Annotated in this window: 14 protein-coding genes; 7 read left to right on the forward strand and 7 right to left on the reverse strand. The window is 67.9% G+C overall.

The window, feature by feature from the left end; genetic code table 11:
- Positions 1-83: 83 nt before the first annotated feature.
- Positions 84-503: a rhodanese-like domain-containing protein gene (locus AC3WLY_RS05505; protein ID WP_492308136.1), complete on the forward strand. Its 420-nt coding sequence runs from the start codon at positions 84-86 to the stop codon at positions 501-503.
- A 90-nt stretch (positions 504-593) separates the two neighbouring features.
- Positions 594-920, forward strand: coding sequence for a superinfection immunity protein (locus AC3WLY_RS05510; protein ID WP_034180582.1), 327 nt, complete (start codon positions 594-596; stop codon positions 918-920).
- Positions 921-935: 15 nt separating this feature from the next.
- Here AC3WLY_RS05510 and AC3WLY_RS05515 read toward each other — a convergent pair whose 3' ends face one another.
- From AC3WLY_RS05515 to AC3WLY_RS05545, 7 genes are all read right to left on the reverse strand, one after another.
- Positions 936-2,111: a cytochrome P450 gene (locus AC3WLY_RS05515; protein WP_492308135.1), complete on the reverse strand. Its 1,176-nt coding sequence runs from the start codon at positions 2,109-2,111 to the stop codon at positions 936-938.
- 119 nt (positions 2,112-2,230) lie between these two features.
- Positions 2,231-2,497, reverse strand: coding sequence for a YodC family protein (locus AC3WLY_RS05520; RefSeq protein ID WP_175959627.1), 267 nt, complete (start codon positions 2,495-2,497; stop codon positions 2,231-2,233).
- A 345-nt stretch (positions 2,498-2,842) separates the two neighbouring features.
- Entirely contained in the window at positions 2,843-3,703 is an 861-nt protein-coding gene (locus tag AC3WLY_RS05525; protein ID WP_492308134.1) for an isocitrate lyase/PEP mutase family protein, read from the reverse strand.
- 156 nt (positions 3,704-3,859) lie between these two features.
- The gene (locus AC3WLY_RS05530) at positions 3,860-5,527 is read right to left on the reverse strand and encodes an ankyrin repeat domain-containing protein (RefSeq protein WP_492308133.1); all 1,668 of its coding nucleotides are present in this window, start codon (positions 5,525-5,527) and stop codon (positions 3,860-3,862) included.
- A gap of 199 nt (positions 5,528-5,726) precedes the next feature.
- A complete protein-coding gene (locus AC3WLY_RS05535) occupies positions 5,727-6,152 on the reverse strand; it encodes a GNAT family N-acetyltransferase (protein ID WP_072444269.1) in 426 nt (141 codons plus the stop codon).
- A gap of 66 nt (positions 6,153-6,218) precedes the next feature.
- Positions 6,219-7,079 carry a MurR/RpiR family transcriptional regulator gene (locus AC3WLY_RS05540; RefSeq protein WP_072444271.1) on the reverse strand — a complete coding sequence of 287 codons (861 nt, stop codon included), beginning with the start codon at positions 7,077-7,079 and terminating at the stop codon, positions 6,219-6,221.
- A gap of 55 nt (positions 7,080-7,134) precedes the next feature.
- Entirely contained in the window at positions 7,135-7,488 is a 354-nt protein-coding gene (locus tag AC3WLY_RS05545) for a NirD/YgiW/YdeI family stress tolerance protein (protein ID WP_072444273.1), read from the reverse strand.
- Positions 7,489-7,723: 235 nt separating this feature from the next.
- Here AC3WLY_RS05545 and AC3WLY_RS05550 point away from each other — a divergent pair, with 235 nt between their 5' ends.
- From AC3WLY_RS05550 to AC3WLY_RS05570, 5 genes are all read left to right on the forward strand, one after another.
- On the forward strand, positions 7,724-8,386 hold the full coding sequence (locus tag AC3WLY_RS05550) for a response regulator (protein ID WP_175959630.1): 663 nt from the start codon (positions 7,724-7,726) through the stop codon (positions 8,384-8,386).
- Entirely contained in the window at positions 8,383-9,759 is a 1,377-nt protein-coding gene (locus AC3WLY_RS05555) for an ATP-binding protein (protein WP_310132659.1), read from the forward strand. The genes AC3WLY_RS05550 and AC3WLY_RS05555 overlap by 4 nt, the downstream gene beginning before the upstream one ends.
- Positions 9,760-9,960: 201 nt before the next feature.
- The gene (locus tag AC3WLY_RS05560; RefSeq protein ID WP_492308226.1) at positions 9,961-10,407 is read left to right on the forward strand and encodes a MarR family winged helix-turn-helix transcriptional regulator; all 447 of its coding nucleotides are present in this window, start codon (positions 9,961-9,963) and stop codon (positions 10,405-10,407) included.
- Between the two features lie 34 nt (positions 10,408-10,441).
- Positions 10,442-10,810: an antibiotic biosynthesis monooxygenase family protein gene (locus tag AC3WLY_RS05565; protein ID WP_034180591.1), complete on the forward strand. Its 369-nt coding sequence runs from the start codon at positions 10,442-10,444 to the stop codon at positions 10,808-10,810.
- Positions 10,811-11,372: 562 nt separating this feature from the next.
- On the forward strand, positions 11,373-11,573 hold the full coding sequence (locus tag AC3WLY_RS05570) for a hypothetical protein (RefSeq protein ID WP_492308132.1): 201 nt from the start codon (positions 11,373-11,375) through the stop codon (positions 11,571-11,573).
- Positions 11,574-12,023: the final 450 nt, after the last annotated feature.

The following is a 12,023-nucleotide window of genomic DNA, read 5'->3' on the forward strand; positions in this document are numbered from 1 at the left end:
CCACTGCCGCGAACCGCGCCGAACCGCGATACTGCCCTCCATCCCGGCGCATTCCGCGCCCGTTCATCCAGGAGAGCCTGCCCATGTCCTTCGTCACCGACGTGCCCGCCGCCGACAGCCCCGCCGCCCTCGCGCATTTCGAGGCATCGCTGCGATTCGAGACCGATTGCTGGGACGTGCACGACGCGCTCGTGTCCGGCGCGCCCGATTTCGTGCTGCTCGACGTACGCGGCCCCGACCAGTTCGCCGCCGGCCATGTGCCCGGCGCACGCAACCTGCCGCGTCGCAAGATCGTCGCGGGCAAGCTCGCCGGTTATCCGGCCGGCACGCTGTTCGTCGTCTACTGCGCGGGCCCGCACTGCAACGGCGCCGCGCGCGCGGCGATCGAACTCGCGCGCCTCGGCCGCCCCGTCAAGCTTATGATCGGCGGCGTGACGGGCTGGCTCGACGAAGGTTTCGCGTTGAGCAACGAACTGCAGCCGGCGGACGCCGACGCCCGCTGATCGTCATTAAAAACGCAACAATCAATTGCCGGCACACAAACGGAAAAAGCGCGACAATCAGCCACATTGCAGTTCGGACGGAGCAGCACAATGAATGATGCAGTCCTGATTCAAGTGGCCGGTTCGGTCGTCGCGATCGCGCTCTATTTCCTGCCGGCCGTCATCGCCGACCGGCGCGGCCGGCACGACAAGCTGACGATCGCGATGTTCAACGCGCTGTTCGGGTGGACCGGCATCGGCTGGCTGATGACGCTGTACTGGGCGTGCCAGCCGAACCCGCGCACCGATGTCGCGCAAACGATCCTCGCGAAGCGCCGCGGCATCAGCATGCGGACCTTCTCGACCGGCCTCGTCGAACGCGTGCAGCGCCGCGTCGCCGCCCAGGAGCAATGGGCGGAGAAGCAAGGCTGCCGTTAAGCCCCTCTTTTCCCTTCACCGTGCCGCGTCGAACTTCGGCATTCTGACGTTGGTCGACGCGCGGTAATTCCACGTCAGCCCGTCGCGCGGCGGCCAGCCGCCCGCGCGCAACCACGCCGCGAACGCCCCCGCCGTCACCGCCCGCGCGATCCGCTCGCCCGGGCACCCATGCGGCCCCGTGCCGAAGCCGAAATTCGGCCCCGCGGCGCGGCCTGGCATCAGCCGGTGAGGATCGCGATGCACAGCCGGGTCGCGGTTCGCCGCAGCGAGCACGACGAGGATCGCGTCGCCGGCTTCGACGGTCACGCCCTCGATCGTCGTGCGCGACGCGACGAAGCGGCGCGTGTTCTGCACCGGTGCATCGAAGCGCCCGACTTCGGCGACGAACGCGTCGAGCGCGGCGTCGTCCGGTGCGTCGCGCGCGGCTTCCGCTTCCCCGCTCCATGCCGCCAGCGTGTTGCCGAGCCACGCGGCCGTCGCCTCGCAGGTCTGCGACAGCAAGCCGACGAGATTCGCAACCAGCGCACCGCTCGCCTGCCAGCCCGACGCGCGGGCCGCCTGCTGCACCGCAGCGACGAGCGTGCCGTCGTGCGCGTGCGTCTGTGCGACGCGCTCGGTCATCCGCTCGAGCAGTTGCCGCGCGCCGTCGCTCGCGCGGGCCAGCGCGGCCGCGTCCGACAGCGGCGACAGCGCGGCGACGAAGTCGACGACCCGCGCCGCGATGTCGTCGAGCTGCGTCTCGTCGAAGCCGAGCAGATCGGCAACCGCGCAGACCGGCACCGTCATGCACCACGCATTCAGCGCGTCGGCATCGCCCGGCGCCGGCAGCCGCCGCGCGGCAAGCTGCGCGGCACGGTCACGCAGCGCACCGGTGTCGATCGGCGCGAATGCCGTGCGCAGCGCCTGCTTCGGCACGTCGTGCCGCAACGCGCCGTCGTTCATGCGCACCAGTTCGCCGAACAGCGCGCCGGCCGTCGTGCCGCGCAACGCGGGCGGCACGGGCGCGTCCAGCGGACGCACGCGGCAGGCCGGATGGCCAAGCACGGCCGTCACGGTCGCCGCGCGGCTCGCGACCCACAGGCCGAGCGCGGCGTCGAACGCGAGCGGCGGCCCGTCGACGAGCGCCGCATAGTAGGGATAGGGATCGCGGTGCGTCACCGCGGCAATGGGATCGGTCGGGTTCGGGTTCATGCGAGCAGTATCGGCGCAGTGCGCTGCCGCATGTTTCGGGTTCGCGTGAAATGTCGTCGCCCGGGCGCTGCGTATCGCATGCATCGCACACATTGCAGCATCGCAACGGCAGGCCGGCTTCAGGCAGCCGACCGGTAGCGTTGCGACTGCATGCGCATCCGGACACGCCCGGCCGAAATCGCGCGCGGCTCGAGCGCCACCGTGTCGTGATGGAACATTTCCTGCCGGAACTCGCCGTTTTCGTCGAACCACTGGCAGATGAGCCAGTCGGCGTCGTCGAACACGACCGGCCCGGCATAGGTGACGGTCATGCGCGGCCCACCCGTCTTCAGCGTCACGACATCGCCGACGCGAAACCTGACGCGCTGATTTTCTCGGATCGTCATCGCTCTCTCGATTTTTTATATATTGAATATATTGATATTCCGGCGACCCGCACAACCGGTCGTTTGAATTTGCCGCAGATTAACAATCAAAAAAATAAACGGCAACTCCCGCGCACGAAAATTCGCTGATTGTAAAAATGCAACAATGCGCGGTATCGGCGCGCGCCGTGGAAGGCTGACCGCTAGATTCGGCGTGGTTTGCGCGCTAAATCCGGTCGAACCGGCGGAATGCGGAGAATAAACGATGATTTTCGCGTCGTCATCGGCGTTTAAACCCGACGCGAAATCGGTTGATTATTGTCAATCAATGCTTCGACTGGAAACGATCCCACGTTTTATTTGTGATCATTCCCCGAATGAAACCGGTGAATTATCGGGTGCCGCAAACCAGCGATTGATATCGCGCCCCGGCACGGCCGCCTGGGTGAACGTGAACGTGCCGTCGCACGCCATCTCCGTCGCGGCGCGCAGGAACGCGCCGAGCGCGGCCCGCGCCAGCGCGCCGCCGACGCTGACGCGCTTCACGCCGAGCGCCGCCAGCTCGTCGAGGCTCAGCAACCCGCCCTGCAGCCCCATCACGACGTTGACGGGCGCGCCGACCGCCTGCGTCACCGCCGCGATCTCGGCGGCGTCGGTGATGCCCGGCGCATACAGCACGTCGGCGCCCGCGTCGCGATAGGCGACGAGCCGCGCGATCGTGTCGGCGAGGTCGCGACGGCCGTGCAGGTAGTTTTCGCAACGCGCGGTCAGCGTGAACGGAAACGGCAGCGCGCGCGCCGCGTCGACGGCCGCCGCGATGCGCTCGACTGCCGCGTCGCGCGCGTAGATCGGCGCATCGGCGCGGCCCGTCGCATCCTCGATCGAGCCGCCGACCGCGCCGGCCTCGGCCGCCAGCCGGATCGTTTCGGCCACCGTGTCGGGCGCGTCGCCGAAACCGTTCTCGAGATCGGCGCTCACCGGCAGGCCGCCCGCGGCGACGAGATCGGCGATGTGATCGAGCATCGCGTCGCGGTCGATCGCGTTGTCGGGCTGCCCTTTCGAAAATGCGTAGCCGGCACTCGTGGTGGCGAGCGCCTCGAAACCGGCCATCGCGAGCAAGCGGGCGGTGCCGGCGTCCCACGGGTTCGGGATGATGAAGGCGCCGGGGCGCGTGTGCAGCGTGCGGAACATTTCGGCTTGGCGGGCCTGGAGGTCGGAACGGGTCATCGCGGACTCCCGGAAGGTGTTGACGGGTGAGCTTACGCCGGCCGTGCGCGCGACGTTTCAGCGATGGCCGAAATGTCGCCGTGCGGCAGGAAAAAGTCGGCGGCGCGCCGGCAGCCGGCAGCGAGCGGGCAAGTACCGCCGCCCGCCCGCCTTCGTTCATGTCGATGCGGACTGCCCGCCGTCGATGCCGAGCAACGCGTCGGTGACGGCCTCGGAGAACTGCATCGCGCGACCGTCGATCAGCACGCGGTCCGGATTCGACGGGTCGTGCACCGCTTGCGGCACGCCGTGCGCGATCAGCACGCGCGCGCAGGCTTCCCAGTCGGAATGGCCGACGCCCTCCGGTTCGTTGACGGACGCCCACGACAACGTGCCGAGCGCGTCGCTCCCGAACCCGTGCGTCTCGCGCCAGCTTGCGCCGTGCGCGAGCAGGAACGTCAGCAGATCGGCATCGCCGCGGAACACCGCGTGGTTCAGCGCGCTCGCGTCCCAGTCGCCGCCGCGCGCGGCCACCGGCCAGCCCAGTTCGACCATGACCTTCACCGCGTCGCCCGAGCCCCATGCGGCGGCGTCCGGCAACAGCCGCAGCCGGTCCTCGGGCAGCGCACCGGGCAAGTCGGGATGCCGCGCCTGGATGCGCCGTGCGTCGTCGGCGTCGGCACGCGCACAGGCCGCCACGAACGCGTCTGCCGCGCCGAGCGCCTCTTCCGCGCCGGCCGCGCGCAACAACGCCGCGACATCGGACAACCCGGTCTGCATGGCCAGCCGGTACGCACTGACGCCCGCTACCGTCCGCGCACCGGGATCGGCACCGGCCGCCAGCAGCGCTGCGACATGGCTCGCCGAGCAGCGCACGGCAATCGCCCGCAACAACGGTGCGCCCCACCTATTCGTCGCCCCCTCTCCCGCCGGTTCGTTCGGGTCGCCGCCATGCGCGAGCAGCAATTCGAGCGCGGCTGCGTCGCGCATGTCGAGCGCCCGCCGCAACGCATTCGTCCCGCCCACCCGCGCGCCGTGTTCGAGCAGCAGGCGCGTGCACGCCGGGTTCTCCAGCGAGTGATACAGCGATTCGCCGTCGTTCGGGTCGGCGCCGGCTTCCAGCAGCATCGCCGTGAGAACCGGATCGCGATTGACGCCCGCGGCACCGTACAGCGCCGACAGCGGGCCCGACTCGTCAGGCGCGGCGAGCGAGGCCGGCGGAAACCGGTTGCCGATCCGCTGGTTGGGGTCGGCGCCGGCATCGAGCAAATGACGCATGCAGGCGCGCAGCCTCGCGGCAAACTCGGGCATCTGCCCGAGCCGCGAATGCGTGACGGCGACGAGCGGCGGCAGGTTCAGCGCGCCGCCGGCGCGCGCGATCCATCCGGGATCGCCGGCCAGGGCAGCCTTCACGGCGTCGAGATCGCCCGCCGCGCACGCGATGGTCAGATCTTCCGAAACAAGATCGGGTTGGTCGCGCAGCAGTTGCGCGGCGACACGCGGCCGGGCCGTGTCGAAACTGCCGGTCACGTCGCCGCCGTATGCGAGGCCGAGCCAGCGCCGGATCAGCAGCGACCGCTGTTGCCGCGCGAGCGCCTGCGTTTCGACGAACACGCCGAGATCGGCCCACGACGCGAAGCCGTACTCGCGGGCAATGCACGACTGCGCGTCGTGCAGGCGCAGCCCGAGCGCGATCGCTTCGTCGTGCGTGCGGTTTGCGGCGGCGGGAAGAGACCGGACAAAGCGCGCGACAGCCTGCGCGTCGCCCTGCCGGTACAGGCGCAACAATGCCTTGGCCTGCTTTTTCAGATGATCGGGATTGGCCTTGGGAGGCAGCTTGTTCATGCGGATCCTCGTGCAGAAATGGCCGAAGGTCCGCAATACCGCCAGCACAAAGGACAGGGGAAGACTGGATTTGCTGCGACAGGTGGGTTCAACCCTTTCCGCGGACCCGGAAGCGACCTGCATCGCTGACCGGTATGCTAGGCGACAGCCGGCGGCATCGTCAACCGTGCCGCGCGTCGCCTGCATGCGGCGCCGCCGTTCAACCCGCGAGCTTCTTCGTCAGGAAAACCCGCGTGTGCCCCACCGGATAATCCGGCAGTTCGCCGAAGCGGACATAGCCGCGCTTCTCGTAGAAAGGCCGCGCCTGGAAGTCGAACGTATCGAGCCATGCACTGTGACATCCGCGTGCGACGGCCTCCGCTTCGGCCAGATCCATGATGCGCGTGCCTGCGCCCTGACCGCGCGCTTCCTCGGGCACCACGAGCAGGTCGACGTGCAGCCAGCCGAACGCCGTGCCGCCCCACAGGCCGCCGACCACCGCGCCTTGCGCATCGGTCACGAGCACGGCCAGCGGACGGAAGTCGGCCGGGCCGGCCTGGCTTTCGTTGAAGCGGACGAGCGGCGCGACGATCTGCTTGCGCGCGTTCGCATCGCCCGCGTCGGTCACTTCGTATGTGAACGTCATCGGTTGCGTCGGGCTGAAGTCGGGTTGAATCGTGAATGACGGACGGCCGAAGCCGCACGTGCCGCGTCAGACGACGTAAGCGCCCTTCGCGTGCAATTCGGCTTCGGTGCGCTCGAGCGCCGCGATCGCATCGCTGCCTTCGAGCGCGAGCAACTGCGCGACCAGTGCCTCGGCCATCGCGTGCGCGGCCACCAGCGACGGGAAGAACGACGGGCTGTCGTGCGTGAAGATCAGTTGCGCGTCCGCGTGCAGCGCGATCGGCGACACCGCGCTGTCGGTGATCGCGACGATCCGGCTGCCCTGCGCCTTCGCGGCCTGCGCGACGCGCGTCGCTTCCGCCGAATACGGCGCGAAGCTGACGACCACGGTCACGCTCTGCTTCGCGATCGTCCGCAGCTCCATTTCGAGCGAACCGGCGACGCCGTTGAGCAGCGACACGGTCGGACGAAACAGCCGGTAGCCGTACACGAACCCGAACGCGACCGGATAGCACGAGCGGAACCCCGCGACATGCACGTGCGCCGCCTTGCGAATCAGCCTGGCTGCATCCGCGAGCGCGTGCTCGTTCTGCGCGGCGGTGGCCGACAGGTTGTGCTGCTGCGCGGCGAGCAGGTCGTGCGCGAGCGACGCCTTCGCATCGGGCCGCACGAGCGAGCGCGCACGCTGCGTGAGCGGCTCGGGGCGCGTGCGCACGCGCGCGACGCACAGGTCGCGCAGCTCGTTCCAGCCGGGGAAACCGAATTGCTGCGCGAGCCGCACGAGCGACGCAGGCTGCACCTGCGCACGCTGCGCGACCTTGCGCATCGACGCGGTGGCGACCTCGTCGGGATGATCGAGCAGGAATGCGGCGCCCGCCTGGAATTGCGGGCTCAGCTCGGAAAATTGCGCCCGGATCCGGGACGCGAGTTCGTCGAAATTGGCGGCCATCTTGGTGGGAACGGGAACCGGTCGTTCATGGTATCACCGGCCCCGCGCGCACCGGTCAGCGCAGCACTTCGACGTGGTCGGCGTCGACCTTCACCTTGCCCGACCACTTGCGCTCGAATTCGCCGGTCAGCTTCACTTCGCTCTTGTCGCTGACGGGCTGGCCGGCCGCCCACAGCTTGTTGTCGATCTCGACGCGGATCGTGCCGGTCGCGTCGGCGAACTCGTAATCCTCGCCGCCGGCATGCTTGACGATGCGGCCCTGCAATTGCACGTGCTGATCGTCCTTGCCGTTCGCGAGCAGCTCCTTCACGGTCGTCGTCGTCAGCGCGGACGGCCCCGTGTATTGCGCGTAGACGGCGGCAGGCAGCGTGGCGAGCGCGACCGTCAGGATTCTGGCCAGGTGTTTCATGATGTCGTTCCTCTTCTTCGATGTGACGCCGCGCCCCGTTGAACGCGACGGCACCAGATTACGGACCGTAAGATTAAGCAAACCTGAAGGTCGCGCCGAGGCGACACGGTGCCGCATCGGGCGGGGGGGTCGAAAGCCCGCCACGCGGCGCCCGCATTTAAGCTCGGCCTAAGATGCGTACGCTTATCATGGGAACCCCGGGCGCCGCGGCGCCCTGCTGAAGAGACACGAATCCATGCGCGTACTGCTCGTCGAGGACGATCCGCTGATCGGCAGCGGGCTCGAACAGGGCCTCAAACAGGAAGGCTTCGCGGTCGACTGGGTGAAGGACGGCGACGCCGCGTCGCTCGCGCTGCGCTCGACCGGCTACGGCCTGCTGCTGCTCGATCTTGGGCTGCCGAACCGCGACGGCCTGTCGGTGCTCGCCGCGCTGCGCCGCCGCGACGAAACCCTGCCCGCGATCATCATCACCGCGCGCGACGGCGTGCCGGACCGCATCGCGGGCCTCGACAGCGGCGCGGACGACTATCTCGTCAAGCCGTTCGCGCTCGACGAACTGCTCGCCCGCATCCGCGCGGTCAACCGCCGCCATGCGGGCCGCGCGCAGACGACGCTCGCGATCGGCCCGCTGCGGCTCGATCCCGTCAAGCACCTCGTCTGGCTCGACGACGAAGAAGTGCCGCTGTCGCCGAAGGAGTTCGTGCTGCTGCACGAGCTGATGCGCGAGCCGGGCGCGGTGATTTCGCGCGAGCAGTTCGAGGAGCGGCTGTACAGCTGGGGCGAGGAAATCGAAAGCAACGCGGTGCAGGTACACATCCACAACCTGCGCAAGAAGCTCGGCCACGACATGATCCGCACGGTGCGCGGCGTAGGCTACCGGATCGGTGACGGCGCATGATGCGCGTGCAACGCGCGATCGAGCGCTGGCGCAGCGCGTCGCTGCGGCGGCGCCTGCTGATGTGGCTGCTGCCGGCCGCGTGCGTGATCGGCCTGGTCGCGAGCGCGGGCACCTACTGGGGCGCGCTGCGCGAACTCGACGACCTGCTCGACGACCAGATGCGCAGCATGTCGAAGCAGATCGTCGTCGGCCCGAACGGCGAGCTGTCGTTCAGCAACCGCACCAACGGCAAGCACGGTTTCGAGGCCAGCGATCCCGATGCCGTGCTGCTGCAGGTCTGGCGCAACGGCACGCTCGTGTATTCGACCGACCGCGATTCGAAGCTGCCGCCGCCCGCGCAGACGGGCATCGCGAGCATCGATGTCGGCGGCCAGCCGTGGCGCACCTACGTGACCGAGCGCGGCGGCACGACGATCCGGCTCGCGCAGGCGCGTCACGCGCGATGGGAAGCGATTGCGGGGATCGCCGTGCACCTGCTGTGGCCGGTGTTCTCGATGCTGCCGGTGCTGGCGATCGGCCTGTGGTTCGGCATCGGCGCGGGGCTGCGGCCGCTGCGCACGATCGCATCCGGCCTGAAGCGCAGGAATGCGAACAATCTCGAACCGGTCGATGTCGCATCGATGCCGAACGAGGTCCGGCCGCTCGCCGAAGCGATCAACGACCTGCTCGCGCGTCTCGACCGCTCGTTCACGCTGCAGCGGCACTTCATCGCCGATGCCGCGCACGAGTTGCGCACGCCGATCATGGGGCTGTCGATCCAGTCGCAATTGCTGCGGCGCGCGGCGACCGCCGACGAGCGCGAGCGTATCCTCGCGCAGATCCATGCGGGCACGACACGCCTCGGCCACCTCGCCGAACAGCTGCTGACGCTCGCGCGCCTCGAACCCGATGCGCAAGCGGCCACGTCCGCGTCAGCGCCCGTCGATCTCGCCGCGCTGTGCCGGTCGGTGGTCGCGGACCGCGCGCGCGTCGCCGACGCGCACCGGATCGATCTCGGCGCGATCGTCGCAGCCCCCGTGATCGCCACGGGCAATACCGACACGCTGCGCGTGCTGCTGAACAACCTCGTCGACAACGCGATCCGCTATGCGGGCGACGGCGCGCGCGTCGACGTGTCCGCGCGCATCGACGGCACGACGCCCGTGCTCGAAGTCGCCGACGACGGCCCCGGAATCCCGGAAGCCGAGCGCACCGATGTGTGGGAACGCTTCTATCGCGGCGAGGGTGCGCAGGCGGCCACGTCGTCGGGCAGCGGGCTCGGGCTGTCGATCGTCAAGCGGATCGCCGAACAGCATCGCGCGACGGTCGCGCTCGGCACCACGCGCGGCGGGCGCGGGCTGACCGTCACGGTGCGCTTCCCTGCACCAGTCTGATGCACGCGTGACGGGCGGCTTTTCCACAGATTATGTTGGCAAGCTTGTGGACAACCTTCCACCAACGGCACCAAGCCATTGATCGGAAAGGATTTTTCACGCGTGCGCGGCAAATGCGCCATGCGGTCGCGAATATACGCAAATTCGACAACCAGTTGTCGTTTACGTAAAGTAGTTGTCAATTCATCCCGCGGATGGAATATGACGAAATCCGAAAAGTTGACCGCCGTCGCGCTGTCCGTATTCCGCTTGAACGGCCTGCTGATCGAATGGGGTAACGCCTTTGCCGGGCCGCACGGCTTGACCAGTGCGCGCTGGCAAGTACTGGGCGCGATCTCGATGGCGCCGGAAGCCCCGAACATCCCGCAGATCGCCGACGCGATGGGCATCACCCGGCAGGCCGTGCTGAAACAGGTCAATGTACTCGTCGACGACGGGCTGGTCCGGTCGCTGCCGAACCCGGCACACAAGCGCTCGCCGCTGTATGCGCTAACCCCTCGCGGAGATGCGGCCTATCAGGCCGTGGTCGGGCAATGGCAACAGCACGTTCGCGACATCGCCGGCGAGTTCAGTTCGGCCGACCTGGATGCGGCGATTCGCGTGCTGTCGGCGATGTCCGTCGCGCATGGCCAGGATGGCCACGCGTGACCGCTCGATTGACCCATGAACCACAGGAGTTCCCATGCCTCAGTTCAAGCCGATGGATCCGGCCTTTCCGATCCAGCAACAGATCGCCATCGACGCGGAGCCCGTCGTCCTCGTCAACGTGTTCACGCTGGATCCCGCGGACGAAGCGGACTTTCTGGCCGTGTGGAAGGACGATGCCGAATTCATGAAGCGGCAGCCGGGATTCATCTCGACGCAGCTTCATCGCGCGCTCGGCGACAGTCCGACTTACCTGAACTACGCGATCTGGGAATCGACGCACGCGTTTCGCGCGGCCTTCACGCACCCCGAGTTCGTCGCCAAGCTCTCGGCCTATCCGTCATCCGCCGTCGCCAGCCCGCACCTGTTCCAGAAAGTCGGCGTGGCCGGTATTTGCACCGCGTGAGCTCCCGCGCGAATCGAGGCAACCCGTGGCATCGGCTGGTATCGTGCCCGCCGATCGCGAACGCGCAGTTCTCCACAGAAAATGTTGGCAAGCTTGTGGATATCCTGCGCACCGCAACGCTAAACCCTTGATCCGATGGACTTTGGCACGCGTGATGCAGACGAGGCGCGTGCGATGGCCTGCGCGCGCACCGCTTCGCCGCACTTCGCATCACGACGCCACGGCGATGCACAACGCAATCTTCGCGTGCGTGCCGCGCCACTTACCCACAGATTTTGTTGGCAAGCTTGTGGATATCCTGCGCAAGCATGCGCTAACCCGTTGATCGGCCAACGGTTCATGCGCTGCGTCGTCATTTCGGCAACATGCGGCGCGAGCATGAACGAATACGGAAGGATCCGGCGCGACAGCAACGCACCGCCCGCGCCTTGACGCCCGCGCATGCCAAGCGTCAAGATCACGCGAGCCGCACGCAGCCGCGCATCGCCGGCTTCGCGCGTCGGCGCAACGTGCCGGCCGTTCCGCCGGCGCCGCACCACGACACATCACTCCGAGGAAGGCCATGGAACACTTCACCGCGTGGCAGTTGCTCGTCTCGCTCGTGCTCGTCGCTGTCGTCGTCTATCCGTATGTCCGCATCGTCCGGCGCACCGGGCATTCGGGCTGGTGGATCCTGGCGATGTTCGTCCCGGTCCTGAACTTCATCATGTTGTGGGTGTTCGCGTTCGCGCGCTGGCCCGCCGTCGACGATCGGCAACGCTGAACGCCGCGACGGCGCACGCGCGGGCTTGTCCACAGATTTTGTTGGCAAGCATGTGGATAGCCTGCGCATACCGCAACCAAGCGCTTGATCCGTAAGACTTTGTCCGCGCCGCTTCGAATACGGCACGCGGCCGGCAAATCGCCGCTCGTGCATCGCCTCGACGCGTGACGGGCAGCCTGCCGCGCCGGCGTACCCGCTTGTCCACAGATTTTGTTGGCAAGCATGTGGATAGCCTGCGCATACCGAGGCCAAGCGCTTGATCCGTAAGACTTTGTCCGCGCCGCTTCAAACGCGGCACGACAGCGCGCGTCACGACGAACGCGGCCGCCCGCGAGCTTGTCCACAATTTTTGTTGGCAAGCATGTGGATATCCTGAGCATGCGCGAGCTAAGTCGTTGATCGCACAACGTTTGATCGCGCGGGTCACGACTGCGGCACGGCGTGCATGCG

Source organism: Burkholderia sp. FW306-1C-G01B (assembly GCF_058781685.1).

Coding starts and splice junctions, on each gene's coding strand:
- AC3WLY_RS05505 (WP_492308136.1), top strand. CDS start 84: ATGTCCTTCGTCACCGACGTGCCCGCCGCCGACAGCCCCGCCGCCCTC.
- AC3WLY_RS05515 (WP_492308135.1), bottom strand. CDS start 2,111: ATGAACCCGAACCCGACCGATCCCATTGCCGCGGTGACGCACCGCGAT.
- AC3WLY_RS05560 (WP_492308226.1), top strand. CDS start 9,961: ATGACGAAATCCGAAAAGTTGACCGCCGTCGCGCTGTCCGTATTCCGC.
- AC3WLY_RS05520 (WP_175959627.1), bottom strand. CDS start 2,497: ATGACGATCCGAGAAAATCAGCGCGTCAGGTTTCGCGTCGGCGATGTC.
- AC3WLY_RS05570 (WP_492308132.1), top strand. CDS start 11,373: ATGGAACACTTCACCGCGTGGCAGTTGCTCGTCTCGCTCGTGCTCGTC.
- AC3WLY_RS05530 (WP_492308133.1), bottom strand. CDS start 5,527: ATGAACAAGCTGCCTCCCAAGGCCAATCCCGATCATCTGAAAAAGCAG.
- AC3WLY_RS05525 (WP_492308134.1), bottom strand. CDS start 3,703: ATGACCCGTTCCGACCTCCAGGCCCGCCAAGCCGAAATGTTCCGCACG.
- AC3WLY_RS05510 (WP_034180582.1), top strand. CDS start 594: ATGAATGATGCAGTCCTGATTCAAGTGGCCGGTTCGGTCGTCGCGATC.
- AC3WLY_RS05540 (WP_072444271.1), bottom strand. CDS start 7,079: ATGGCCGCCAATTTCGACGAACTCGCGTCCCGGATCCGGGCGCAATTT.
- AC3WLY_RS05550 (WP_175959630.1), top strand. CDS start 7,724: ATGCGCGTACTGCTCGTCGAGGACGATCCGCTGATCGGCAGCGGGCTC.
- AC3WLY_RS05565 (WP_034180591.1), top strand. CDS start 10,442: ATGCCTCAGTTCAAGCCGATGGATCCGGCCTTTCCGATCCAGCAACAG.
- AC3WLY_RS05535 (WP_072444269.1), bottom strand. CDS start 6,152: ATGACGTTCACATACGAAGTGACCGACGCGGGCGATGCGAACGCGCGC.
- AC3WLY_RS05555 (WP_310132659.1), top strand. CDS start 8,383: ATGATGCGCGTGCAACGCGCGATCGAGCGCTGGCGCAGCGCGTCGCTG.
- AC3WLY_RS05545 (WP_072444273.1), bottom strand. CDS start 7,488: ATGAAACACCTGGCCAGAATCCTGACGGTCGCGCTCGCCACGCTGCCT.